Origin of the sequence: Candidatus Rhodoluna planktonica (genome assembly GCF_001854225.1) — a bacterium.
GTDB lineage: Bacteria > Actinomycetota > Actinomycetes > Actinomycetales > Microbacteriaceae > Rhodoluna > Rhodoluna planktonica.
Window position 1 is genome coordinate 168067 of sequence record NZ_CP015208.1, and the last position, 24274, is coordinate 192340.

At 52.6% G+C, this 24274-nt stretch carries 20 protein-coding genes and 4 tRNA genes; 17 read left to right on the forward strand and 7 right to left on the reverse strand.

The genetic code is table 11. The annotated features are described in order from the left end of the window. Positions 1 to 3: 3 nt before the first annotated feature. Entirely contained in the window at positions 4 to 2121 is a 2118-nt protein-coding gene (locus A4Z71_RS00855; protein ID WP_070954110.1) for an alpha-galactosidase, read from the forward strand. Next, positions 2121 to 3380, forward strand: coding sequence for an MFS transporter (locus A4Z71_RS00860; protein ID WP_070954111.1), 1260 nt, complete (start codon positions 2121 to 2123; stop codon positions 3378 to 3380). Before A4Z71_RS00855 ends, A4Z71_RS00860 begins: the two co-directional genes overlap by 1 nt. 36 nt (positions 3381 to 3416) lie before the next feature. On the opposite strand, the gene A4Z71_RS00865 is transcribed toward A4Z71_RS00860, so the two are convergent. Both A4Z71_RS00865 and A4Z71_RS00870 read right to left on the reverse strand, forming a co-directional pair. Continuing rightward, complete coding sequence (locus tag A4Z71_RS00865) at positions 3417 to 3905, reverse strand: YajQ family cyclic di-GMP-binding protein (RefSeq protein WP_070954112.1); 489 nt, start codon at positions 3903 to 3905, stop codon at positions 3417 to 3419. 21 nt (positions 3906 to 3926) lie between these two features. Then, on the reverse strand, positions 3927 to 4955 hold the full coding sequence (locus A4Z71_RS00870) for a LacI family DNA-binding transcriptional regulator (protein WP_070954113.1): 1029 nt from the start codon (positions 4953 to 4955) through the stop codon (positions 3927 to 3929). A gap of 119 nt (positions 4956 to 5074) precedes the next feature. Between A4Z71_RS00870 and A4Z71_RS00875 the strand changes: the two genes are divergently transcribed. Together A4Z71_RS00875 and A4Z71_RS00880 are read left to right on the forward strand one after the other, a co-directional pair. After that, positions 5075 to 5156 (forward strand) — tRNA-Tyr (locus A4Z71_RS00875). Positions 5157 to 5214: 58 nt separating this feature from the next. Further along, positions 5215 to 6462, forward strand: coding sequence for an MFS transporter (locus A4Z71_RS00880; protein WP_070954114.1), 1248 nt, complete (start codon positions 5215 to 5217; stop codon positions 6460 to 6462). Positions 6463 to 6488: 26 nt separating this feature from the next. On the opposite strand, the gene A4Z71_RS00885 is transcribed toward A4Z71_RS00880, so the two are convergent. Beyond that, entirely contained in the window at positions 6489 to 6959 is a 471-nt protein-coding gene (locus A4Z71_RS00885; RefSeq protein ID WP_084028363.1) for a MarR family winged helix-turn-helix transcriptional regulator, read from the reverse strand. Positions 6960 to 7066: 107 nt separating this feature from the next. On the opposite strand from A4Z71_RS00885, the gene A4Z71_RS00890 reads away from it, so the two are divergent. After that, on the forward strand, positions 7067 to 9160 hold the full coding sequence (locus tag A4Z71_RS00890) for an MMPL family transporter (protein ID WP_070954115.1): 2094 nt from the start codon (positions 7067 to 7069) through the stop codon (positions 9158 to 9160). On the opposite strand, the gene A4Z71_RS00895 is transcribed toward A4Z71_RS00890, so the two are convergent. Together A4Z71_RS00895 and A4Z71_RS00900 are read right to left on the reverse strand one after the other, a co-directional pair. After that, positions 9150 to 10844 (reverse strand): glycoside hydrolase family 13 protein, encoded by a 1695-nt coding sequence (locus tag A4Z71_RS00895; RefSeq protein ID WP_070954116.1) that lies wholly within the window; start codon positions 10842 to 10844, stop codon positions 9150 to 9152. The two genes, A4Z71_RS00890 and A4Z71_RS00895, sit on opposite strands and share 11 nt — an antisense overlap. A 14-nt stretch (positions 10845 to 10858) precedes the next feature. Continuing rightward, entirely contained in the window at positions 10859 to 12562 is a 1704-nt protein-coding gene (locus A4Z71_RS00900; protein ID WP_070954117.1) for a glycoside hydrolase family 13 protein, read from the reverse strand. 101 nt (positions 12563 to 12663) lie between these two features. Here A4Z71_RS00900 and A4Z71_RS00905 point away from each other — a divergent pair. The 5 genes from A4Z71_RS00905 (at position 12664) to A4Z71_RS00925 (ending at position 14855) form a co-directional block, all read left to right on the forward strand. Then, positions 12664 to 12735 (forward strand) — tRNA-Thr (locus A4Z71_RS00905). Between the two features lie 30 nt (positions 12736 to 12765). Continuing rightward, positions 12766 to 12842, forward strand: a tRNA-Met gene (locus A4Z71_RS00910). A 112-nt stretch (positions 12843 to 12954) separates the two neighbouring features. Next, positions 12955 to 13398, forward strand: a complete 444-nt coding sequence (locus tag A4Z71_RS00915; protein WP_236858543.1) for an FAS1-like dehydratase domain-containing protein — start codon at positions 12955 to 12957, stop codon at positions 13396 to 13398. Continuing rightward, complete coding sequence (locus A4Z71_RS00920; RefSeq protein ID WP_070954118.1) at positions 13398 to 13820, forward strand: MaoC family dehydratase; 423 nt, start codon at positions 13398 to 13400, stop codon at positions 13818 to 13820. The genes A4Z71_RS00915 and A4Z71_RS00920 overlap by 1 nt, the downstream gene beginning before the upstream one ends. Then, positions 13821 to 14855, forward strand: coding sequence for a UDP-N-acetylmuramate dehydrogenase (locus A4Z71_RS00925; protein ID WP_070954119.1), 1035 nt, complete (start codon positions 13821 to 13823; stop codon positions 14853 to 14855). A gap of 28 nt (positions 14856 to 14883) precedes the next feature. Here the strand turns inward: A4Z71_RS00925 and A4Z71_RS00930 are convergent, their stop codons facing one another. Next, positions 14884 to 16113, reverse strand: coding sequence for a pyridoxal phosphate-dependent aminotransferase (locus A4Z71_RS00930; protein WP_070954120.1), 1230 nt, complete (start codon positions 16111 to 16113; stop codon positions 14884 to 14886). 173 nt (positions 16114 to 16286) lie between these two features. Between A4Z71_RS00930 and A4Z71_RS00935 the strand changes: the two genes are divergently transcribed. The 7 genes from A4Z71_RS00935 to A4Z71_RS00965 all read left to right on the forward strand — a co-directional run bounded on the left by A4Z71_RS00935 (position 16287) and on the right by A4Z71_RS00965 (position 20782). After that, positions 16287 to 16359 (forward strand) — tRNA-Trp (locus tag A4Z71_RS00935). A gap of 25 nt (positions 16360 to 16384) precedes the next feature. After that, positions 16385 to 16654, forward strand: coding sequence for a preprotein translocase subunit SecE (gene secE / locus A4Z71_RS00940; RefSeq protein WP_070954121.1), 270 nt, complete (start codon positions 16385 to 16387; stop codon positions 16652 to 16654). A 38-nt stretch (positions 16655 to 16692) separates the two neighbouring features. Beyond that, positions 16693 to 17532, forward strand: coding sequence for a transcription termination/antitermination protein NusG (gene nusG, locus A4Z71_RS00945; protein WP_070954122.1), 840 nt, complete (start codon positions 16693 to 16695; stop codon positions 17530 to 17532). Positions 17533 to 17573: 41 nt separating this feature from the next. Then, positions 17574 to 18005 (forward strand): 50S ribosomal protein L11, encoded by a 432-nt coding sequence (gene rplK, locus A4Z71_RS00950; protein WP_070954123.1) that lies wholly within the window; start codon positions 17574 to 17576, stop codon positions 18003 to 18005. Positions 18006 to 18081: 76 nt separating this feature from the next. Beyond that, entirely contained in the window at positions 18082 to 18783 is a 702-nt protein-coding gene (gene rplA / locus A4Z71_RS00955; protein WP_070954124.1) for a 50S ribosomal protein L1, read from the forward strand. Between the two features lie 145 nt (positions 18784 to 18928). Next, on the forward strand, positions 18929 to 20389 hold the full coding sequence (locus A4Z71_RS00960; RefSeq protein WP_202816209.1) for an aminotransferase class I/II-fold pyridoxal phosphate-dependent enzyme: 1461 nt from the start codon (positions 18929 to 18931) through the stop codon (positions 20387 to 20389). 9 nt (positions 20390 to 20398) lie between these two features. Further along, a complete protein-coding gene (locus tag A4Z71_RS00965; protein ID WP_070954126.1) occupies positions 20399 to 20782 on the forward strand; it encodes a nuclear transport factor 2 family protein in 384 nt (127 codons plus the stop codon). On the opposite strand, the gene A4Z71_RS00970 is transcribed toward A4Z71_RS00965, so the two are convergent. Next, positions 20723 to 24256 (reverse strand): TM0106 family RecB-like putative nuclease, encoded by a 3534-nt coding sequence (locus A4Z71_RS00970; RefSeq protein ID WP_070954127.1) that lies wholly within the window; start codon positions 24254 to 24256, stop codon positions 20723 to 20725. The genes A4Z71_RS00965 and A4Z71_RS00970 overlap by 60 nt on opposite strands. Positions 24257 to 24274 lie beyond the last annotated feature (18 nt).

Below are 24274 nucleotides of genomic sequence, written 5' to 3' on the forward strand. Positions count from 1 at the left end.
TAAATGTCGCAAAACCTCATCGAGACTTTGATTCACCTGAAAGCAGATGGGGTTTCGGTAGTCATCGACACCTCGGCTAACACTCCTGCGGTTCTGTACTGGGGTTCAGCCATCACCAACCCAGGCGACATCGTTCAGGCGCAGCTTGAGCCAACTCCGCACTGCGACTTTGATCACCCAGAGACAATCGGTATTTGGCGCGAAAATGCTCGAGGTTTTATTGGTGAGCCGGCATTGGTGGGTTCAAGAGTTGGTCGTGACTTCAGTCATAAATTCAATTTGGTTCGCACCGAGCAGCACGGCAACTCGGTTACATTCACCTCGGTTGACGCAGCTGCTGAACTAGAGGTAAGCGCCAAATTTGTTCTTGAACCGCAGGGTGTTCTAAAGGTCTCGCAAAAAGTCACCAACCTCGGCCTTACCGAATTCATGGTCAATGCTTTGACTGCCTACCTGCCGGTTCCTGATTACACCAGCGAGATTCTTGATTTTCACGGCCGCTGGATGAATGAGCGCCAACCTCAGACTTTGCCTATCAACGTCGGTACTTGGGTTCGCGAGGGCCGCGAGGGTCGAAGTGGCCACGACTACACGATCGTTCAGTTCGCTATGCCAAACGGAACCACTTTCGAGCGCGGAGAAGTCTGGGGTTTGAGTCTGGCCTGGTCGGGTAACAACCGCCACATCGTTGAGCGCACCGCAATCGGCCGAACTTTCTTAGGCACCGGTGAATTGCTGTTGCCAAGCGAAGTTGTATTGAGTAGCGGTGAAAGCTATGAAGCGCCCGAGGTTGTAGCGTTCTATTCCGCAAACGGAATTGATGGCGTATCAGACCGTGCTTACCGAATGTTCCGCTCGCGCGCTAAACACCCCACAAATGTTCGCCCACGCCCGCTGACCCTGAATGTTTGGGAAGCCGTTTACTTTGATCACAACATTGAAAAACTGTCGGCACTCGCCGAAGCAGCAGCCGAGATCGGCGTTGAGCGTTTTGTCTTAGATGACGGTTGGTTCGGCGCTCGCCGAAACGACCATGCCGGGCTTGGCGACTGGGTGGTTAGCAAAGACGTTTGGCCAAATGGCCTCAGCCCGATTGTCGACAAAGTTAAATCTTTGGGCATGGAATTTGGGCTTTGGTTCGAGGGTGAAATGGTCAACCCCAACAGTGATCTTTACCGAGCACACCCAGAGTGGATTTTGCACGCGGGAGATCGCGTTCCACCTACCAACCGCAACCAGCTGGTGCTTGACCTGGCCCACGAAGGGGCTTACCAGCACGTTTTCAACCAGGTCAACGCAATCCTGAGCGAATACGATATCGCCTATATCAAGTGGGATCACAACCGCACTTTGAGCGAACCGGCGCACTTTGGCCAGGCTGCGGTTCGACGCCAAGCACAAGCCATCTACCGCATGTTCGACGAGCTGAAGGCTGCTCATCCTGGTCTAGAAATTGAAAGTTGCGCCTCGGGCGGTGGTCGAATCGACCTGGGCATGATCGAGCACGCCGACCGATTCTGGACTTCTGACAACAACGATGCACTCGAGCGTCAGAGTATCAATCGCTATACCTCGATCGTGATTCCACCAGAAATGCTGGGCACCCACATTGGTCCGGTGAAGGCACATTCAACCGGACGCACTCACACCAACACCTTTAGGGCTGTTACTGCGCTTTGGGGTCACGCCGGTCTCGAATGGGATCTCACCGAAGCAAATGCTGAGGAGCGGGCTTTCTTGAAGAGCTGGGTTGATTTCTACAAAGAGAAACGCTCAATGCTGCACACCGGTCGCGTAGTTCGCGCCGATCAGAGCGAGCCAAATGCCTGGGTCCACGGCGTGGTTAGTCAAGACCAGTCCGAAGGTCTTTACATGTTGGCACAACTTCGACCAAGTCTTTACAGCCGTCCGGCAAACATCAGACTGGCCGGTCTTGACCCGAACGCCGATTACCTGGTCCGTCTAATTGAGCCTGCTGGCCCTGCCGTAGCGATGCAGATTTTGCCACCGAAGTGGTACGACGGTGTTCGAATGAGCGGTGACCTGTTGGCTAAATTGGGTCTTCGTGCGCCGGTACTTCGCCCAGAGCAGGCAATGCTGATTGAGGCCAAGCGCATCTAATGGCAACAATGACTTCGCAGCGCGCCAAGCAGGTGCAGTTTGCTCTGATGGCGGTTTTCTTTACCCAGGGAATTTTGGGCACGGCCATGATTCCTCGTGTTCCTGACCTGATTGAACGGCTTGATGTTTCGTTTGCTGCGTGGGGAACAATTCTGGGTTTGGCAGGCCTCGGCTCGCTGCTTGGTCTTTCAGTATCAAACCGAATCATTACTCGCTTCGGTTCGCGCAATGTAATTCGAGTTACCTCGGTAATTCTTTCGCTAATGCTCATCAGCTATGCCTGGACCGAAAATCCAATCGTCTTTTTTGCGCTATTTTTTGTGAACAACTTTGCCGGTGGATTTTTCAATATTGCGGTGAACGCACAAACTGTGGTGCTTCAAAAAATTATGAACAAACCAATCATCGGGCGCTTTCACGCGTCGTGGTCGGTTGGTGCCACAATTACCGCCGCTGTCAGCGGTGTACTTGCAGCTACCACTGAGCTCTGGGTGCACTTTCTCATCCTCGGCGGCGTCGCACTAATTTCTTACCTATTTTTTGGCCGCCTTATTCTTGGCGAGCACGAGGATGAAAAACACACCTCGGCAAAACACGGTAAAAAAATTCCGTTCTTCAAATCACCACCGCAGGTTTGGCTTTTGGCCGCGGGGCTCTTCACCGGGGTCTTTGCCGAGGTTGCCCTGATTGACTGGTCGGCAATTTTGGCTCGCGACGGGTTCTTGCTCGGTCCCGCTATTGCGTCGATTCCGTACACGGTTTTTGCCGGGGCAATGATTGTGGGGCGATTGTCGATAGATCGACTGACCCGCGTGTACCACATTTCTACACTGGCTTACTGGGGTGGAATTATCGGCGGCAGTTCACTGCTACTAGGTGTTTTTGCTGCCGCAAACATTGGTCAAAGCAACCCGTATTTGGCTATGTTAACTGCGTCATTCTTCTTTGCAATTGCCGGTCTGGGCACGGCACCGATGGTGCCATCCTTCTTTAGTGGCGCGGGGCACGTCAGAGGCCTGACTACTGCACAGACTATGGCCCGCATGAGTTTGGTAAGCCAGGTGACAATGTTGGTCGCCAAAATTGGAATGGGTGCTGCGGTCGAGGCCGCCACCATTGTCTTCGCCTTCATCATTCCGGCCGGCATGCTAATCACCGCAGGAATTTTGGCAGGATTTGTGGTCAGAAACTCAAAGCGCAGTGAGGCCGTGGCCAATGCGTTTCCGCCAACAGGGCCAATCACGACAATCTCCGACTAATCGCATCAGCCGTCGGTTGATTGTCTTGATTAACGACTAGCGGAAGTTTACGAACTGCAGGTCTACCTCAAGATCTTTGCCCTTTAGCAAGGCAATGGTTTCTTGAAGGTCGTCGCGACTTTTACTCTGCACTCGAAGCTCATCGCCCTGAATCTGGGCCTTCACTGATTTTGGTGCTTCCTCGCGGATAATCTTTGAGATCTTTTTCGCCTGATCTTGCTCGATGCCCTGCTTCAGGCTGGCTTCAATTCGATATTCTTTACCGGAAGCGAAAGGCTTACCCGCATCGAGGCTCTTAAGCGAGATTCCGCGTTTGACCAGTTTTGACTGAAAAACATCGAGGATGGCGTTCACGCGATCATCGCTGTTTGCCTTCATCAAAACCTTTTCACCGCTCCACTCAATTGAAGCGTCGGTTCCTTTGAAGTCATAGCGTTGCTCTATTTCTTTCTGAGCCATGGTCAAGGCGTTAGACGCCTCCATTTTGTCTACTTTGCTTACGATGTCGAACGATGAATCAGCCATGAGACGAGTTTAACCTTTCGTTTAGTTGGCGCGAACGCGGGCGGTGGAAGATCGAACAATCAGCTGAAGCGGCAAAATGTGCTCTTCTTCGAAGTTGGTCATCGCGTTCGGATCATCAGATTGCAGAATCTCGAGTAGGGCCTTTGCAGCTTGCGCGGCCTGACCGGGAACATCCTGTGAGACCGTAGTGAGACCGTAAAACTCGGCAAGTTCGTGATTGTCAATTCCGACAATTGAAATATCTTCAGGCACGCGAAGCCCAAGATCTCGCGCAGCCATGATCGCCCCGAAGGCAACCTCATCGGCTGCGCAGAAAATGGCAGAAGGTGAGTTTCTTGGGTCTCCCAAGAATTGCTTGGCCAGATGATAGCCGTGCGCGATATCAAAGTTTGATTCACCAAACCAAGCTGAGTTGATTTCCAGATTTGCCGCGTTCATGGCATCCTCGTAGCCCATACGACGCTGCACCGGCTGGGCAAATTCAGTGTCATCAATTGGGCTTGCCGTAATAATTCCAATTCGGGTGTGGCCCAGAGAAATTAGATGTTCGGTTGCAAGGCGACCAGCTTCTTGATCGTCAATCGAGAAAGAGCGAGCTCCCGGAATTGGACCACCAACACCAACAATCGGTTTGCCAACCTGATTGAGACGTTCAAGTTCTCTGCTGCTGGGGCGCACAGCAATGGTTAGAACCGCATCAACCCGCTTGCGCAGCAGCAGGTCGTTGAAGATTCGTTCACGCTGCTCTTTACCGCTGCTCAGCGTATACAGGGTTGCGTCAAAGCCGGCATTGACCAGTTCGGTCTGGATGGTGGCCACCATGGTTGAAAAAAACCAGGTAGTGATTTTGGGCAGCACAATTCCGACATTTTGATTTCGGCCGGTAGCCAAACTGTAGGCGTTATGCGACGGAACGTAGCCAAGTTCGGCGGCGGCCTTAAGCACTCGCTGCTTAGCGCGATCAGATACGTGCTCTTTGCCGCTGAGTGCGCGGGAGACGGTTGCAGTAGAAACTCCTGCAAGTTTTGCAACTTCACCGATTCCGGCCATGTAAATCCTGTAAATATTGAGGGCTGGACTGTAATTTTTACATTCCTATGGCCTAAATCTATCCCGAATTACGCTTTTTGCAATTTTCAGATAAACTCAACGAGCACCCAAAGTGCAGCGGCTAGTTACCCAAGCGGCCAAAGGGATCTGACTGTAAATCAGCCGGCACAGCCTTCGGGGGTTCGAATCCCTCACTAGCCACGAAAACCCACTCCTCCACGAGTGGGTTTTTTACTACTGAGACCATTGAGGTAATTGCGTGAACTCTAACCAATCAAGTACCAGCTGGAAGAAGTCGGTTGCGGTTTTTCTTAGTGGTCAGACCATCTCGATGTTCGGTTCAATGCTGGTGCAATACGCAATCTTTTGGCACCTCACGCTCGAGACTAAGTCGGGCTCAGTTCTCGCCTTGGCGGCAATTTTTGGATTCTTGCCGCAGGCTTTGGTCTCAATCTTTGCCGGAGTCTGGGCTGACCGGGTCAACCGCAAGTTGATGATTATTGTCGCCGACTCTGCAATCGCCCTGTCCACTTTGGGGTTGGCCCTTTTGATGATGTCTGGGGTCGACGATCTTTGGTTGATCTTTTTGGTGATGGCCGTCCGCTCGGTCGGTGCCGGGTTTCAAATGCCGGCAATCTCGGCACTCTTGCCACAGATCGTACCTACCGAGCAGCTCATGCGTGTAAATGGAATCAACAGCAGCGTGCAGTCTTCACTTACTCTGCTGGCGCCCGTTGCAGCGGCCGGCGTCTACGCGTCCATGTCCCTGGTTGGCGTGCTTTTCATCGATGTTTTCACTGCGATCATCGGTTTGGCGTTGCTGATGACGGTCACGGTGCCGACTCTCGAGCGAGTAAAGAGTGCCGAGAAGCCCAAATACTTCGCAGATTTGAAAGAGGGCATCAGCTACATTTTCAGCCACGATTTGGTGCGTTGGGTGATGGCAATTTTCGGAATTGTTTTCCTATTGGTTGTTGCCCCGTCGAATCTTTCACCGTTGATGCTGGTTCGAAACTTCGGCTCTGAAGTCTGGATGCTGACAGTCTTAGAACTTTCCTTCGGCCTAGGTATGGTCTTGGGTGGCGCTGCAATGGCCGTGTTAGCTTCAAAACTTGACCGGCTAAACACGATTATTGCCACATCGATTGCCTTCGGCTTTATGGCGATTGTCATGGGTCTGACCACCAACCTGATTTTCTTCTACACTCTGTTTTTCTTTATCGGGCTAGCCGTGCCGGCGTTCTCGACTTCGGCGATGACGCTGCTGCAAGAGACCGTCGAACCAGAGCGACACGGCCGTGTTTTCGGTTTTGTTGGGATTGTGATGTCGGTTGCTATGCCACTCGGTATGGCTGTCCTCGGTCCGTTAGCGGATGTGGTTTCGGTTGAGATTTTGCTTATCGTCACCGGAGCTGTCACGGTGATCATTGCGGTTGTCGCAGTTCTGCTACCGGCAGGAAAGCGGGCCATTAGAGCGGCCCACGCCTCCACCCGGTCCGTTGAATAAGGCGAAAATTTTCTGCACCTAAGTTTTTAGGGTGTTGGCTGCGAATTGTTCTGATAGACAGCCAGCATTCGCTCCAAATATCGTTCGACAGCCGCCTGCTCTTTTTTCGACATCTGGGCGAGCTCGGCTTCGCTTGCCACAATCAGCGGGCTGATGTGTTTCCAAGCTTCAGAGACAGATTTTGGGTTTGGTACGACTATTACCCCACGCCGGTCATTAGGGTTTGGTTTTCTGGTGACGTGGCCAACAGCAACCAACCGATCGATCATCACGGTTGCCGAGCCCGGGCTTACGCCGACCGCTTTCGCCAATTCACCGGCTGTCATCGGGCCATTTTCGATTAGTTGTTGCATCGCCTCAAAGTCGGTGCGATTCACATCGAGATGTTCGCCAACTATGCGCGAGTAATCTGCGCTGTGCTCAATGACCTCGCGCAAAAGCCTCGTGGCCGGTTTGGCCTCGAAAGCGAAATCTGACTGCGCGGGAATTTTCTTCATCCTGATTTATTTTAGTTATAAAGAATTTTGCTTTTCAAACTATTTTCAATAGAGTCAGAGGCACTGGAAATTCAAGATTTGATTTCTGATTTCATCTAGGGGAGTTTGTGAACGGTCTAATTAAATTCATCACCGGTAAAAAGACTGCACCGGTAACCATGCTGATTGCCTTGGTTTTCGCAATGCTGGCTTTTGGCCCGTTGCGCGCTGCCACCACAGAGACAAACCCTACGGCTGGTTTGCCTGACACTGCCGAGTCGGTAATCGCGGCCAAGTTGGCCGAAGAGCTGCCGGGCTCTGACTCAACCGCGACGGTAATTGTCTACGCGGCTGAGAGCGGCAAGATGACCGATGAGCAGAAAACCTGGGTTCAGGGTGCTTTCGACCCGATGAAGCAAATGGTTGTCGGTGGGGCAAACGAGAAATTCCTAGAATTCTCGAACCTTGAGGTTCAAGGCCAGGCCTTCGTGCCACCAGCAACCCTGTCAAATGACGAGTCCACCGCAGTTATTACCGTCCCAATGGATAAATCTGACGAAACTGAAGTGATTGTTGACCGAGTCGAGTCAATCCGTGAACTAGCCAAAGAGGGTATGCCGTCGGGTCTGAACGTTTACGTCACCGGCCCCGAAGGATTTAGCGCTGACCTTTCCGGAGTATTTGCCGGGGCAGATTTCACCCTTCTACTTTCAACGGTTGTCGTTGTTGCAGTGCTTTTACTGATCACTTACCGAAGCCCATGGCTTTGGTTGGTACCGCTTCTAGTTGTCGGAACCGCTGACGGAATGGCTGGCCAGTTGGCGCGACAGGTGGCAAACCTGTTTGGCATTACTCCAGATGCATCGGTGACCGGAATTTTGTCTGTCCTGGTTTTTGGTGCTGGCACCAACTATGCCCTGTTGCTAATCGCTCGCTACCGTGAGGAGCTCTTCACCACTGAAGATCGTCACGAAGCGATGGCAAAGGCATTGCGCGGCGCCGGACCTGCAATCATTGCGTCCGGCTCCACAGTTACCCTGGCATTGCTAACCCTAAGTTTCGCTGACCTAGCCGGAAACCGTTCACTTGGTTTGGTCTGTGCTACCGGTGTTGTTATTGCGATGATTGCCGCTTTGGGTGTGCTGCCCGCAGCAATCGTCATTTTTGGTCGCGGGTTGTTCTGGCCATTCGTTCCTAAGTTTGGCGGAGTCAACAAGGGCGAGAATGGTCTTTGGGCCAAGCTCGGTCGCGCAGTTAGCAAGCAGCCGGTTGCCATCGCCATCATTGGTGTTTTGGCTCTTGGTGCGCTCGCGTCGGGTGCATCAGGTATCAAGATTGGTCTATCTTCAACCGAGTCATTCTTGAAAACACCAGAGGCTGTTGTTGGCCAGAATGTGCTAGCTGATGCTTTTGCGGCTGGCGCTACCTCACCGACCAACGTGATCGTCAACAAAGACAAAGCTGATGCGGTTGTAGCCGCAGCGCTGAAGGTCGAGGGTGTCGACTCAGCCGAGGTTGCTGTCAGCAATGACGAGATCGCTCGAGTAGATGTGGTTTTTGATGCTGAAAGCCAATCGGAAGAAGTCTTTGCCATGATTCGCGAGCTTCGCACCGAGGTCAGGGCAGTGGATGGCGCTGATGCGGTTGTTGGTGGTCTTGATGCCCAAGCCCTTGAAGTCAAGGAAGCTTACGCGCACGATCAAGGGTTGGTTATCCCGCTAATTCTGATTTTGGTGTTCGCAGTTCTGATTGTGTTGCTACGAGCAATCGTTGCTCCAGTTCTGCTTTTGCTCACCGTGGTGGCGTCATTCTTTGCCAGCATGGGTGCCGGTTGGTTCCTATTCGTCAATGTGTTCGGCTTCCCAGGTCTTGACCTTAGCGTGTTCCTCTACAGCTTCCTGTTCCTGGTTGCCTTGGGTGTCGACTACAACATCTTCCTGGTCACCAGGGCAAAGGAAGAGGCTGAAAAATTTGGTACTCGCGAAGGAATGATTCGAGCTTTGGGAGCCACCGGTGGTGTAATCACCTCGGCCGGTATTTTGCTGGCTGCAGTGTTTGCCGTTCTAGGTGTGCTTCCGCTCGTGGCTCTAGCTCAAATCGGTGTGATTGTTTGCATTGGTGTACTGCTAGACACCCTGTTGGTGAGAACCGTAATTGTGCCCGCTTTGGCCTTCATCGCTGGCAAGAAATTCTGGTCGCCAGCCAAGGGCATCAAAGCCTAAGCCAGACCGTATCGTTCGGTTCAAGCTTGCCGTCAGTTTCAGTGAAGCTGGCGGCAAGCACTTTTTTTGATGGCAGCGCGATTGGCTCGCTGCCAAAGTTGTGAACTACCAAAATGCCGTTGTTGATAAAACCCAAGGATGTTTCACCGACGAATTCTTCGGCCCATTCAAAACTGCCGTGACCGAGACCCAGTTGGTTTCGCAGGGCAATAGCCGTTCGATACAGCTCAAGTGTCGAACCGGTAACTCCCTGCTGTAAGTCGCGGGAGTACTGACGATACACATCGGGCTGCGGAAGCCATCCCGCGCCGGTGTCATTGAAACCATTGGTTGCGCTCGTGCCTGCTTGCCAAGGCAGCGGGACTCGAGCGCCATCCCGTCCCACTCGAATTCCCTTTGTTCTGAAAAAAGTTGGGTCTTGACGATACTGAGGTTCAAGGCTGGTGTGCTCGGGCAACCCAAGCTCTTCGCCCTGATACAAATACATGGAGCCGGGTAGTGCCAGCGTGAATAATGTGGCACCGCGAGCTCGACGCAGTCCTAGTTCGTTATCGGGCTGTGGGTCATCTGGCCCGATGCCGTTTGAAGCGGTGGGTCGACCGTAATCGCCCCCTAGTCGTGAGGCATGACGCACAACATCGTGGTTTGACAGCACCCAGGTGCTGGGTGCCCCAACAGAATCGAAGGCGGCGAAAGACTCATTGATGGTTTGCCGCAACATGGCAGGCTGCCAGTCGCAGTCGAGATAGCGAAAGTTGAAGGTCTGATGAAATTCGTCGGGTCGAACCCAAAGTGCCATAAATTCAAGCGGCAAAACATAGGCTTCGCCACACATAGCCCGCTCGCCAGGGTAACTGTCGAGGATTTTTCGCCAGCCTCTAAAAATTTCGTGCACCGATTCTTGGAACCACATAGGCGGACTCGGCTCACCTTCAATGAAGCCGGCACCGGCGCGCTCAATATCTGGGTGATCGGGTAGGCCCGCGGCTTTTCCCATGGCATGGGGCTGATCCACTCTGAAACCATCCACGCCGCGGTTGAGCCAGAACCGAAGGATTTCTTCAAATGCCTGGCGAACTTCGGGATTTTCCCAGTTGAGATCGGGTTGGCTCGAATCGAAAAGGTGGCAGTACCACTGCCCGGCTGTGCCATCCGGGTTGGTAATTCTGGTCCAAGCTGGGCCACCGAACATCGACAGCCAGTTGTTCGGAGGTAACTCACCGTTTGGGCCACGACCATCTTTGAAGTGATAAAACTGCCGCTGCGGCGAACCCGGGGCCGACTCAAGAGCCAACTTAAACCAGGCGTGCTGGTCAGAGGTGTGGTTGGGCACCAGGTCAACTAAAACCCGCAGGCCGAGCTCGTGGGCGCGAGCCACCATGGCATCGAAATCATCAAGGGATCCAAATAGTGGGTCAACATCTTGGTAATCGCTGACATCGTAGCCGGCATCTTTTTGCGGCGAGCGCATGAATGGCGAAAGCCAGATAGCGTCGATGCCCAGATAAGCCAAAGCCTCTAGGCGCGAGGTTATGCCGGGTAAATCACCAATGCCGTCACCGTTTGAATCGGCAAAACTGCGCGGGTAAACCTGGTAAATGACCGCCGATCGCCACCACTGTGTTGACGTCGAAGCCCGATGTTTAGCATCGGGAAAAGTTGCCTCAACCGGCTGCGTCGCCATTCGGAGGGTTCAGCCTAGGACAGTTTCAGCCAGACAGTTTGGTCGTGTTCGAGTATGCCTTCAACGGTTAGGTCGTGCTGAGTTGTGACCAAAAGTTCGCCTGCCGGCATCGCAATCGGACCTCCGCTGAAGTTGGTGATCACCAGAACCCCATTGTTGATGTAGGAAAGCGAGGTTTCACTGTCGTAGTCGTCAACCCAGCTAAAGGCTCCGGCACCAAGGTCAAATTGCTTGCGCACTTTAAGCAGTCGCTTGTAAAGCTCGAGGGTTGAACCAACAACACCTTCTTGCAGGTTGCGAGCAAAAACTCGGTAGTTTGCCGGCTGAGGTAACCAGGATTTTCCAGTGCTGTTGAAACCGTTCGATTCGGTTGCGTCGGCCACCCAAGGTAATGGAACTCGGCAGCCGTCACGGCCGATTCGGTCACCGTTGGTGCGTGCATAAGTCGGATCTTGGCGGTATTTTCCTTCAAGTTGCCAGGCTTCAGGCAAGCCAAGCTCTTCGCCCTGATACAGGTAAGACGAGCCGGGGAGGCCCAGCATGAAAGCGGTAGCGGCCCGCGCACGACGAAGCCCCAATGCCTCATCTGGCGCCGGGTCAGAGGGGTGAATGCCGTCTCCCGGGCGCGGCGTGTTTTCGGGTGCTATGCCTAGGCGGGTGGCGTGGCGAATGCCATCGTGGTTAGACAGTACCCAGGTGCTTGAGGCGCCAACTTTGCCGTATTCAACAATTGAGTCGGTGACAATTTTTTTGATGGCAGCAGCCTCGTATTTGCTGTGCATGTAATCGAAGTTGAACGACTGGTGATACTCGTCGGGCCGCACCCACATCGCCAATCTTGGCAGCGGGCTCATTGATGCCTCGGCACACATTGCTCGGTCGTCGTACTCGTCGATGATGCGTCTAAAACGACGGATCGCATCGTGCACTCCAGGCTGACCCCAGTACGGAACTGCCTCCTCGGCCTCGGCCATAGTGAGGTTTGAGATTGGCCGCTCGCGAAGGTTTTCGTCATAGATGGTTGCATCTGGGAGTCCGGCACGCTTCACCATTCCGTGAGCCACATCGACGCGGAATCCGTCGACTCCTTTATCGAGCCAGAAGCGCAGTATGTCGTCGAACTCATCGGCGATTTTTGGGTTTTCCCAATTCAGATCGGGCTGGCTTGAGTCAAAAAGGTGCAGGTACCACTGGCCGAGCTCACCGTTGGCTTCGGTAATGCGACTCCAGGCAGGGCCGCCAAAAATTGACTGCCAGTTGTTTGGTGGCAATTCGCCGTTTTCGCCCTTGCCATCTCTGAAGTGGTAGTAGTCGCGTTCGGCTGACCCCGGTGCTGATGCTAAAGCTGCTTGAAACCAGGCATGCTGGTCTGAAGTGTGATTTGGCACAATGTCGACAATGATGCGAATGCCCAAAGTTTTGGCCTTGGCCAGAAGCACGTCAAAGTCCTCATTAGTGCCAAAAATCGGGTCGATTAGTCGATAGTCGCTGATGTCATAGCCGGCATCCTTCTGGGGCGATTTGAAGAACGGGCTAAACCAAATAGCGTCGATGCCCAAATCAGAAAGTGAGCCGAGTTTCTCGGTGATTCCTTTTAGGTCACCGATACCGTCGCCGTCGGCGTCAGCAAAACTGCGCGGATAAACCTGGTAGATGACGGCTTTACGCCACCATTCGGCGGATGGATTATTGACGGTGAGAAACTCGTGGTTCAACATGAAACACAATCTTAAGGGCAGCGACCGTTGCTCAGGTTGCTTTGGCTAAATAGTTGGTGCTAAAGTCTTACGGTGCCTAAGGCGTTAAAGCCAAAGGTCACGCCCTGATAGCTCAGTGGTAGAGCACTTCCATGGTAAGGAAGGGGTCGCGAGTTCAATCCTCGCTCGGGGCTCTGAGTCACCGGTTACACGTGTGATGACTCGGCTGGGTAGCTCAGGTGGTTAGAGCACACGACTCATAATCGTGGGGTCGCGGGTTCGAGTCCCGCCCTAGCTACCAATCGCTTGGCGAAAACTCTCATCTTCTTTGGCGAAAACCCATATCTAAAGACCCGGTGCGGGTCTTTTTTGATTTAACGCGGCAAGTTCGTTTAATGCAGCAAACTATCAGTGTGGTAAATCCAAATGTGCAGGGTAAAAAATACCCACCAACCGATCCGTACCTGGTCGGTCGAGAAAAAGTCCGTGAGTTCGCCCATGCGGTGAAATCAACCAATGCCAACAATTTCGATGTTTTTGCCGCCCAGGCAGCGGGCTACGATGACGTTGTGGCTGCCCCAACTTTCGCGGTGGTTATACAGGAACGAAGCTTGGCTACAGTGCTGGCTGACCCAGAAGCAGCGATTGACTTCAGTCGAGTGGTACACGGCGATCAACGATTTATTCACGAGCGCCCAATTGTGGCCGGCGATGAACTCACCAGCCAGCTCGAAGTCGCCAGCGTGAAATCACTCGGAGCGCACTCCATGGTCACCTTCGAAACAAAAATTTATGACGTCGACAATCAATTGGTCTGCACAGCAATTTCGACTTTGGTAGTCAGGGGCGACGAGTAATGACCCACATCAACTTGGCTGGTCTGCAAATCGGCGACGAAATTGGCACCACTGAATTTTTACTCACCCGTGATTCACTGGTTCGATACGCGGGAGCATCCGGCGATTTCAACCCGATTCATTACCGCGACGATGTTGCTGTTTCGGTCGGGCTACCCGGCGTTTTAGCTCACGGAATGCTAACCATGGGTGTCGCCATCCAGGTTGCCGTGAATTGGGTTGGCGACAGCGGCAAAATCGTCGACTATCAGGTGCGTTTTACCAAGCCTGTTGTGGTCGATCCCGTCGATGGTGCGGTGCTGAAGGTCACTGGCAAAATCGGTGAAATTGATGTCGAAAAAAATCAGGTTCGAATAGACCTGGCAGCAGTTTTCAACGAGACCGCAGTGCTGGGCAAAGCACAGGCTCGGGTGCAGCTCTAAATGACCAAGGCTCTAAGTGAATTAACCTCGATGCGCGTCGGTGGCGCGCCTGCTGAGATTTTTGAGGCAGTTACCCGCGACGATCTAATCGAACATGCTCTTGAGGTTTGGCGCAGTGGCGATGATTGGCTGTTGCTCGGCGGCGGCACAAACATGGTTGTCGCCGATGATGTTTCGCAACTGCGAGTCATCAAAGTGGCCACCAGAGGAATTGAAGTTCAGCCCCCAAAAAACGGCAAGGTTTTGGTTAGGGTTCAGGCTGGTGAAAACTGGGATGACTTTGTAGCTCACACGGTTGAGCAACGACTAGCCGGAATTGAGGCCATGGCCGGCATTCCGGGAACGGTTGGCGCCGGTCCGGTTCAGAACATTGGCGCCTACGGTCAAGAGTTGAGCGACGTTTTGGTTCGAGTCGAGTTTCTCGATTTTGCAACCCATGAGGTTGCGGTGCTCGACGCCAAAGACTTGGCTTTCGGCTACCGCGATTCAGCCATCAAACGCGGACGTCCCGGTGTGATCACCTGGGTCGAGCTCGAACTGCAAGACCTTGATGGTCTAAGCCGCCCGCTTTACTCAACCCAAATTGCTGCCGACTTGGGTGTTGGCATGGGTGACCAAGTCGAACTAGCCGAGGTGCGCAATTCAGTTTTGAAACTTCGAGCTCAAAAGGGAATGGTGCTTGACGCCGCAGACCCAGACAGCGTTAGCTGCGGTTCTTTTTTCACTAATCCGATTGTTTCCGATCGCTTTGCCCGCACGTTGCCAAGCGAGGCACCTCGCTGGGAAAACGAAGATGATGACGGGCTGACCGTAAAGCTTTCCGCAGCCTGGTTGATTGAAAACGCCGGTATCGGTAAGGGCTTTTCTTTGGCCGGCTCGAAAGCCGCGGTTTCAAACAAGCATGCTTTGGCATTGACCAATCGCGGGGGAGCATCAGCCGCAGAAATTGTTGAACTGGCGCGATTTATTCAGGAACGCGTAGCCAACAAATTCGGTATCACTCTGGTGCCTGAGCCCAACCTAATTGGGTTCTAGAAAACCTCGAATCAAACCCGATTTGGGTTTAGCCAAAAAGTTTTTGCAGACGCTGGATACCTTCAACCAGCGGCGCATCGCCAAGGGCATAGCTGAGGCGAACGTAACCGGATGGGCCGAAGGCTTCACCAGGCACAAGAGCAACTTCGGCAGCATCGAGAATGTAGTCGCAAAGTTCGAGCGAGGTCTTGATCATTTTTCCGCCCCACTCTTTGCCCAACAGGCCGCGAACGTCTGAGTAAACGTAGAACGCGCCCTGTGGCATCGGTGCAACCCAATTTTCGATTTTGTTGAGTTCGGCAACCGCCAGTCCGCGACGACGCTCGAAGGCATTGCGCATCGCCAGCACTTCATCCTGCGGCCCGGTTAGAGCCGCAATCGCTGCACGCTGCGAGATGTTCGAGACGTTGGATGAAAGATGCGACTGCAGGTTACCTGCGGCTTTCATTGCGTCAAGTGGGCCGGCCATCCAGCCTAAACGCCAACCGGTCATGGCGTAGCTTTTGGCAACACCGTTGACCATGATGGTTCGGTCGATGAGTTCTGGTACCGCTTCGGTGATTGAAACCGCGCGTCCGCCGTCGTAAACCAGGTTCTGGTAAATCTCGTCGGTGATCACCCACATGCCATTTTCGTAAGCCCAGCGACCAATTGCTTCGGTTTGTTCACGGGTGTAAACAGAACCGGTTGGGTTTGATGGCGAAACGAAAAGCAAAATTTTCGACTTTGTTGTGCGAGCTGCTTCAAGTTGTTCAACCGTCACTAGGTAGTTCTGTTCGGCGCCGGCAAAAACCTCGACCGGAACACCACCGGCTAGTCGAATTGCCTCAGGGTAGGTTGTCCAGAACGGAGTTGGCATAAGCACTTCGTCACCTGGATCAAGCAGCGTGGCAAATGCCTGGTAGACAGCTTGCTTGCCGCCGTTAGTGACTACAACCTGGGCTGCAGAAATTTCGGTTCCAGAATCTTGTTTGGTTTTCTGGGCGATGGCCTCACGCAAATCTGGCAAACCGATCGCAGGGGTGTAGCGGTGGTTTTTAGGGTCGCGCACAGCGGCAACGGCAGCCTCAACGATGTGGGCTGGGGTGGCGAAATCTGGTTCGCCGGCCGCGTAAGAAATAACCGGCCTACCTGCAGCCTGAAGTGATTTTGCCTTAGCGTCAACCTTCAAGGTTGCCGACTCGGCAATTGAACCAATGCGTTTTGAGATTCTTGGAAAGTCAGTCACGGCATCAAGGTTACCCGCTAGTGAGGGCATACTGGGGCTCGATTGACAAAACTCCCTTTGCAATATCTGGCAGTCGAGGCTAAACTTCTAAGAGGTAGTTTGACAACTTCCGAAGCCTAATCTGGCAAAACAATCACTCTTAGATTTCAATCTAGAAGTGTGTCTGTCGGGCACTGGGTTTCAGATGCAAACAACCCCCGTAAAGGGCGGTGGCTCAATTGGTAGAGCAGCGGTCTCCAAAACCGCAGGTTGCAGGTTCGAGTCCTGTCCGCCCTGCAAACAAAAACAAAGGAACGAACTGATGGCAGAAGAGCTAGAGCAAGCTTCTGAAGATCTAGTTGAGCAGGCTAAAGCCGACAAGGCCGCCAAGCGCAACATCTTCGGTCGCACCGCCCTTTTCTTCAAGCAGGTTGTGCTTGAACTAAACAAGGTCACCAAGCCGACCTTCGCTGAGTTGCGCAACTACACCGCAGTTGTTCTAGCTTTCGTTGCAGTGGTGATGGCAATCATCAGCGCACTCGATTGGGTTTTCTACACCGGCGTTGTCTGGGTGTTTACCCCAACTAACTAAATCTGGCCAGCAGCCAAGTTTTGACGATAGGAAATTAAGTGACTGATTCAGAGCGCGACGAACTAGAGGCGTTAGCCGAGGTTCAAGATGCTGCTGCCGATGCTGTTATCGCAGAGGCCGACGCCGACTTTGCCGACCTGGCTCAAGACGCAGCTGCCGAACTCGAACAAGACCTCGAACTCGAAGAGGCCATCGTCGAGGCATCCGAAGCGGCTGCCGCAGTTGCCGATCAAATCGAAGAGGGATCACCTGTTGACCCATACGCCGAATTTAAGGCTGAACTTCGTCGTCAACCAGGCAAGTGGTTTGTTGTTCACTCTTACGCCGGTTACGAAAAGCGTGTCAAGCAGAACATCGAAAACCGCAAGCTTTCGCTTGAGGGTGGCGACCAGATTTTCCAGGTAGAAGTACCGATGGAAGACACGATTGAAATCAAGAATGGCCAACGCAAACTTGTCACCAAGGTTCGCATCCCCGGTTATGTCTTGGTTCGCATGGACATGACTGAAGAGTCATGGTCGCTGGTTCGGCACACCCCAGCAGTCACCGGCTTCGTTGGTAACTCGCAGAACCCAACCCCTCTTCGCCCAGACGAGGCTTTCAACATGTTGAAGCCTTTGTTCGTGCTTCCAGAAGAAGCCGAAGTCAAAGCAGCAATCAAGGGTGTTGCTGTCAAGGGCAAGGCAAAAAATGTTCCAGTCAACATCGATTACAAGATTGGCGAAAGCATCATGATCAAGGATGGTTCGTTCGCAGGTTTGCCTGGAACCATCAGCGAGATCAAACCAGAGAGCGGCAAGCTAACCGTTCTAGTTTCATTGTTCGAGCGCGAGACTCCAGTAGAGCTCGGCTTCGAGCAGGTTGGCTCACTGGTCTAAGAATTTCATAGAGTTCCAAACACAAATCAAAGGAATACAAAATGGCACCGAAGAAAAAGATCACCGGAATGATCAAGCTTCAGATCCAGGCCGGCGCTGCTAACCCAGCACCTCCTATTGGTCCAGCTCTTGGTCAGCACGGTGTAAACATCATGGAGTTCTGCACCGCGTACAACAACGCAACTGCAGACAAGCGCGGAAGCATCATCCCGGTTGAAATCACCGTGTATGAGGACCGCTCTTTCACCTTCGTTCTAAAGACTCCTCCAGCTGCAGAGCTGATCAAGAAGGCTGCGAACGTGCAAAAGGGTTCAGCAACTCCTCACACCGCAAAGGTTGCACACCTTTCTAAAGAAGCTCTCTACAAGATTGCTGAAGAAAAGATGTCAGACCTTAACGCCAACGACGTTGACGCAGCAGCCAAGATCATTGCTGGTACTGCGCGCTCAATGGGCGTAACCGTCGACGCATAAATAAACTAAAACCCCTAACGCGGGAGTGCCGGGCGCGGCACGTTGACCGCGTATGTGACCAGAAAAGGAATAACAAATGGCAAAGCGCTCAAAGGCTTATGAAGCCGCAGCAGCTCTCATCACCGAGGGCAAGCTATACACCCCAGCCGAGGCAGTAACTCTAGTTCGTGAGACTGGCTCGAAGAAGTTCAACTCAACCGTTGAGGTTGCTATGAAGCTTGGTGTCGACCCACGTAAGGCCGACCAGATGATTCGTGGCACCGTAAACCTTCCTCACGGAACCGGTAAAACCGCCCGCGTTATCGTTTTTGCAACTGGTGCCGCAGCTGACGCTGCAGTTGCAGCAGGCGCTGACGAGGTCGGTGGCGACGAGCTAATCGAAAAGGTAGCCGCTGGTTACACCGACTTCGATGCAGCCGTAGCAACCCCTGAACTTATGGGTAAGGTCGGTCGTCTTGGTAAGGTTCTAGGTCCTCGTAACCTAATGCCAAACCCTAAGACCGGAACCGTTACCCCTGACACTGCCAAGGCAGTTACCGACATCAAGGGTGGAAAAATCGAATTCCGCGTTGACAAGCAGGCTAACCTGCACTTCATCATCGGTAAGGTTTCGTTCACTAAAGAACAGCTTGGCGAAAACCTAGCTGCAGCTCTTGACGAGGTTCTTCGCTTGAAGCCTTCAAGCTCGAAGGGTCGCTACATCATGAAAGCGGCAATCGCTACCACCTTCGGTCCCGGTATCCCACTAGACACCAACGTGACCAAGGTCGAATTCTAAGAATTCACCAAACCTTAAAGACGAGGGATCGGGTTTCATACACCCGGTCCCTTTGTCTTCTCTAAACTTTTTATCCTGACCATCCCGATGGTGGTTAGGCAGTTTGAGCTCGGCGAACGACCGAGACCTAAAGAAGGGCGGGATATTGCCTCAGCACGCATTTGGCGCAGCCACACTACTTGACACTAAAGACCCGATGGGGCTTCGATCAGATGCCCCACTACTCGATGCCTGGATTCGAGATATGGAGACCGACCGGTCACCATTCCAGATTCCTGGCCACAAGGGTCGCACCGATCTCACCGGTGCAATCGTAGATGGCGACATCCCAGTGCTACCTGGCAATCACCCGCATCGAATCTCACCTTCGCTAATTCTTGAAGCCGAGAGCTTGGCCGCATCCCTATGGGGTGCCGACCTCTGTCGTTTCGGGGTAAATGGCTCGTCTGGTTCTAATCACGCAGCGGTAATGGCGGTCGCCAGCCCAGGCGATAAAGTCATCGTCTCGCGAACTTTGCACAAGTCTGTTTTGGTTGGCATGGTTTACGCCGGGGTTGTTCCGGTTTGGATTAGACCTGAAATTAATCCGGCAACCGGGCTTCCAGAATATTTGCCTTCGAGTCGTCTGCGACAAACTCTTGAAGAGCACCCCGATGCCAAAGCCGTACTAATCGGCGAGCCTTCATATGTCGGCACAATGTCCAACATTCCAAGACTGGCTGCGGTGACCCACGAATTTGGGATTCCACTGGTCGTTGATGCAGCCTGGGCGGCGCACTACGGATTTCATCCGGAGCTGCCAAATCACCCGCTTGCTGAAGGCGCAGATATCGTTGTCACTTCGGCGCACAAAACATTGCCTTCATACTCGCAGGCATCTTTCGTCTTGGTTCGTGGCGAATACGTTGATTTAGCTCGATTCAACAAAATGTTTGACTCAACTCAAACCACTTCGATGTCGGGTCGAATTTTGGCTTCTATCGATGCTGCTCGGGCTCTTTTGCAGCGTCACGGTGAAGAGCTAATTGGCCCAGTTATTGAAGCTACCGAACAGGGACGTGCCACACTTCGTGCGGCCGGCATTGATGTGATTGATGGCGAGTACATCGACCCGCTAAAACTGGTTATTTTGCTTAGCTCCTGCGGTGCCGACGGTAACGCAGTAGAGGCTGATTTACTGGCCGCAAACATCGACGTCGAGATGGCAAACCGCGACATCATCATTCCGATGATCACCTTCGCCGATACCCCAGATCGCATCCACGATTTGGTGAAACGCATAATCGCATCGGTCAACGAGCACCGTGGTGTACCTCGCCCAATCGAGATTTTGCCGGCATTTTCAATTGAGCCAGAAGTTGTGGTTACTCCGCGCGCAGCATTTTTCTCCGGCTATGAAGTGGTGCCAGCAGCCGAAGCGGTTGGCCGAGTTTCCGCCGAGATGATTTGCCCGTATCCACCGGGAGTCCCGGTACTTTCTCCGGGCGAACTAATCACGGAGGCAGCACTTTCGGCGCTTTTTGAAGCCCGTGACATGGGTGTTCGCATTGCGTTTGTGGCCGACCCGACTCTGCAGACGCTTAAGGTTTTGCCAAAAACCCAATAGTGTTCAAGCATGAATTTTGAACAAGCTGATCCAGAAATCAAAAAGCTAATTGCCGACTACTTTGAAGTGCTGCACTTTCAAGACATGCAACTTTTTGACAAGGTGTTTCACAAAGACTGCGTGCTCTATTCAGCTCAGGGTGGTGAATTAAGTATTCGGCCATACGCCATCTATCGTGAGGCTGTTGCCAATCGAAAGTCGCCGGCTGAACTTGGCAATCGAAGAAACGATCAAGTTTTGATGTTCGATCAAATCTCTCCGACTTTGGCTTTGGTCAAACCTCAGCTGGAGATGTTTGGTGGCGTGATGCAGGATTATCTTAACTTGGTCTTCTTAGACGGCCAGTGGTGGGTAATGGCTAAAATGTGGGAAAAAGTCGGCGAAGTCGAGTAACCCAACCAAGCGACTAACGCACTTAACCTCGGCCACACTGGAAAATTTTGAACGTGCCAAACCGGGGCTAAACACAAGATAGCTGTTGGTGCGTGCCCTCGACAGCGCCACATTTAGCCGGTTTTTGTCGAGCAAAAATTCGAGACCGCGAGGTGCGTCGGCAGCCGAAGAGGTAGCCAAACTGATAATGACCACCATGCCTTCTCGTCCCTGAAATTTATCGACGGTGCCAACCTGAACATCGCTGAAGTTGGCTGCCGATAGGGCCTTTCGAATCAGGTCAACTTGGGCGTTGTATGGCGCTACCACCAAAATCTCGGATTGCTCGGTGAGGCGGGCATGCTGCCTTACCAGTTGCAAAACAACCTCGATCTCTTCGAAGGCGTAAGTGCTGTTGCCCGAATGCTCGCAGGCAATTGCTTGAAACGCAGGTGCCAATTGCGGCAGTGACTGATTGCTGGCCGAAGGGTGTGAGTGCAACCGCTGTTGATAGGCAAGCCAAGAAACCGGTTGGTTTACCTTGGGGTGCATTCGCCGAGTTACTTCGATGAAATAGCCAAAAGTATCGTCGATAATTTCACTTTCGCCCATGTAGTGCCCGAGAGCCGAGTTATCGACACCACCTGGATGAACTGCCTGAACAACCTGAGTTAGCTGCATGGGATCGCCCAAGAGAATCAGGTTTTTGGTTGCTGCAGAAACGGCTATGGCGTCGACCAGAGAGAATTGCGCTGCCTCATCGATGAATAGGTAATCGAAGTTGACCGAACTAACTTTGGGATTTGAAAGAGTCCAGGATGTGCCACCGATGACAAAGCCACCGGTTTGTCGGTTGATGAAGTTTTCTTGTACCGCGTAGCTGCTTGGCGTTACCCAGGGTTTTGCTGATTTTTCGCCCTTTTTGTTTTGCTTAGCGATTTTTGCTGGGTCGACACCGGCCCGGATACAGCCGTGCAGCATGTTTTCGATAGCCGAATGAGAGTTTGCAACAACCGCAACTTTTTTACCCTGTGCCACAAGATGAGCGATTGTGTGCGAACCCAAATATGTTTTACCGGTGCCCGGTGGGCCTTGAATTGCCAGTACAGAATTATCGAGTCGTTCGACGCTGTCGATTATGGCGGGCAAATATTCTTCTTCGATAACTGGTGCTAGATTGCCTTGGGTCAATCGTGGTGGACGTCGCATTAGAAGATCGAGTGCGGCAAAACCCATAGGTGGTTCAAGAGTTGGGTCACCCCATTCGTTCGCCAAAAACAGCGCATAATCGCGAATTGTTTCTTGCTTACTGCCCGCCATCACCAGGGTATTTTCGATGAGCGCTAATGGTTCATATTGGGTGCCGTCGGCCCCCAAGTTACGTTTGAAAAGAACCTGGCCATTTTCGATTGAAATAACTTCGCCGCGATCGGTGTCTTGTTGGTTGGCGCCGTAGTCGAAGCGGATAAAAAGTTTGTCACCGGGTTTCAAAAAACAAACCTGATTGGGCTCAAGCTGATATTTGTAGGTTGCTGTTGACCTAACCGGGTCGGTGTCTAGTAATTCGCAGCCCAGCACCACTAACGCAGTGCGATCTCGTTCTAGAGCCTCGAGCGGGGCATCGCGTTTGATAAGCAGATCGCGCCAAAAGACAACTTCTTCTCGCTTATAGAAGAGAACCGAGTGCACCAGAGCCAGCCAAATTTTGGCCCGATAGTCGGCTTCGTGGTCTTTGCCCCAGGGCCAGTTTGCGAGAGCTTGAGCAATTTTGTCGGTGGTCTGTTGCAGCTGCGCGAGTTCTATTTCAGACTTAGTTCCGGCGCGCTCTTCCTCGGTTTGGTCAGCGCGCTCGCGTTTTTTTCTATCGACCACCGCACGGTGATGTTCATAGAGAGTTGCGGCGGCAGGCATGCCAGCAAGCCAATCGTAAAGTTTTTGGGTAGATATGCAGTCGGCTCGGTTGTAGTCGCCAATGCTTGCCAATTCAATCTGAGCTTTATCGAATTCGTTGCTTTGCATTAGTTGGCGATAGTTTTCGTAGGACTCAACGCTGCCCATTGCATCGGTGACGTCGCCCTCGCGACCAAGTTCGTAAAACACCTCGAGTTTTTTTATTGAATAACTTGGTTGGCTGATTTGAATCGAACCTCGAACCACTTTGTAGAGATCGATGAACCGGCCCTCTTCAAGCAGCCAACTAACCTCTGCTGACATGGAGCCGTGGCGCTGCACCATTCGATTTAGCGCGGTTATCTCGTATTGCGCATAGTGGTAGATGTGGGCCTCGGGGTGTTTTTGCATTAGCTGGTAGGCCCAGGTCACGAAGCCTTCAAAAGCAAGTTTTTCTTGGTCGCGGTCGTGGGCCCACCAAGGATGAAAACTGCCATCGCGCAGGGTTGCACCCCAGAGATACTCGAGGCCGCCGCGCTCTTCGTAAAACGGAAAACCCTCGATATCAAAAAACACATCAAATTGATTGCTGGGCGGTAACACCTGCAGTTCGGGATCAGGCAGAATCTCAAAACTGTGTTGGCCGGTGGTCTTGAAACTGTGCTGTAAGGCTGCTTGTTTTTGAATTTTGCCGAAAGTTTCACCGTTGAGGTTTTCTGGGGATTGGTTTGCGGCAGCAAGCTGAGCCAATGTTGTGATGCCGTGCACCCTGAGTTTTTCGATTTGGCTGCGGTTGATGCCGGCAACCTGGCTGAGGTGATCGACCTTTAGCCGTGAATCGGCGCAAAGATCTGGGTATTCGCAGACCGAGCAGATGTCGGTGCTTAAGCAGTAGAGGTTTTCTGGTGAGAGCTCGAAGTCGCTGATTGGGTTGCTGGTTTGATTTATCAAAAATTGTCTAGCCTGTCGCATGGCTGGAACAATTTCGGCTTCGTCAAAAAAGGCTAATTGCCTCGAGCCCAAAATTAGACCGTGCTGCTGGTTGGCTTTGAGCCCAACGTTTTCGAGGGCATCGGCGTAAAGGGCAACCTGAAGCAGGTAGTGAGGTTTGGCTGTGCCGGCCAGTTTTGCATCGAATGCGGTGTAGCTTTCGGTGTCGAAAACCTGATGGGTATCTTGGCCAAAAACTTTTGGTCGAGCGGTTAGTTTGCCTTCAATAAATTCGAGGATGTAGTCGCCGCGAACAAGAAAGTCGGGTCGGCCGGAAAATTCTAGGTTGCCGGTTCGATGTTTTAGCGAGCCCTGGTAAATGATAGGCACCTTGGCTCGCATTAGCGCGATAGTTGCTTCGGGGTCGGCACTTTGGGGTTTTTGAACCGCGTTGGGGCCAAGATTTTCTAGCAGTTCTTGTTCGATTGCCGCTTCAAAGCGCTCGCCGTAAATAACCGGAAGACCCTGAACCGGTTTATCAAACTGGGAAATTAGTTGGCGAACCCCGGGCAGGTCTAGCTCGCGAGCGATTGCCAACCGGGTGCAGTGGTCGCAACTGGCTGCTCGCATTAGATCGCGGGTGTTGAAAGACCAAAGCTCGTCAAGTTTTTTCATTGCGGCAATTGTCGCACT

What these genes read in the sequence shown, in the direction of transcription:
- A4Z71_RS00855 (WP_070954110.1), top strand. Translation starts at nt 4, where the DNA reads ATGTCGCAAAACCTCATCGAGACTTTGATTCACCTGAAAGCAGATGGG.
- A4Z71_RS00860 (WP_070954111.1), top strand. Translation starts at nt 2,121, where the DNA reads ATGGCAACAATGACTTCGCAGCGCGCCAAGCAGGTGCAGTTTGCTCTG.
- A4Z71_RS00865 (WP_070954112.1), bottom strand. Translation starts at nt 3,905, where the DNA reads ATGGCTGATTCATCGTTCGACATCGTAAGCAAAGTAGACAAAATGGAG.
- A4Z71_RS00870 (WP_070954113.1), bottom strand. Translation starts at nt 4,955, where the DNA reads ATGGCCGGAATCGGTGAAGTTGCAAAACTTGCAGGAGTTTCTACTGCA.
- A4Z71_RS00885 (WP_084028363.1), bottom strand. Translation starts at nt 6,959, where the DNA reads ATGAAGAAAATTCCCGCGCAGTCAGATTTCGCTTTCGAGGCCAAACCG.
- A4Z71_RS00895 (WP_070954116.1), bottom strand. Translation starts at nt 10,844, where the DNA reads ATGGCGACGCAGCCGGTTGAGGCAACTTTTCCCGATGCTAAACATCGG.
- A4Z71_RS00900 (WP_070954117.1), bottom strand. Translation starts at nt 12,562, where the DNA reads ATGTTGAACCACGAGTTTCTCACCGTCAATAATCCATCCGCCGAATGG.
- A4Z71_RS00920 (WP_070954118.1), top strand. Translation starts at nt 13,398, where the DNA reads ATGACCCACATCAACTTGGCTGGTCTGCAAATCGGCGACGAAATTGGC.
- A4Z71_RS00925 (WP_070954119.1), top strand. Translation starts at nt 13,821, where the DNA reads ATGACCAAGGCTCTAAGTGAATTAACCTCGATGCGCGTCGGTGGCGCG.
- A4Z71_RS00930 (WP_070954120.1), bottom strand. Translation starts at nt 16,113, where the DNA reads ATGCCCTCACTAGCGGGTAACCTTGATGCCGTGACTGACTTTCCAAGA.
- secE (WP_070954121.1), top strand. Translation starts at nt 16,385, where the DNA reads ATGGCAGAAGAGCTAGAGCAAGCTTCTGAAGATCTAGTTGAGCAGGCT.
- rplK (WP_070954123.1), top strand. Translation starts at nt 17,574, where the DNA reads ATGGCACCGAAGAAAAAGATCACCGGAATGATCAAGCTTCAGATCCAG.
- rplA (WP_070954124.1), top strand. Translation starts at nt 18,082, where the DNA reads ATGGCAAAGCGCTCAAAGGCTTATGAAGCCGCAGCAGCTCTCATCACC.
- A4Z71_RS00965 (WP_070954126.1), top strand. Translation starts at nt 20,399, where the DNA reads ATGAATTTTGAACAAGCTGATCCAGAAATCAAAAAGCTAATTGCCGAC.
- A4Z71_RS00970 (WP_070954127.1), bottom strand. Translation starts at nt 24,256, where the DNA reads ATGAAAAAACTTGACGAGCTTTGGTCTTTCAACACCCGCGATCTAATG.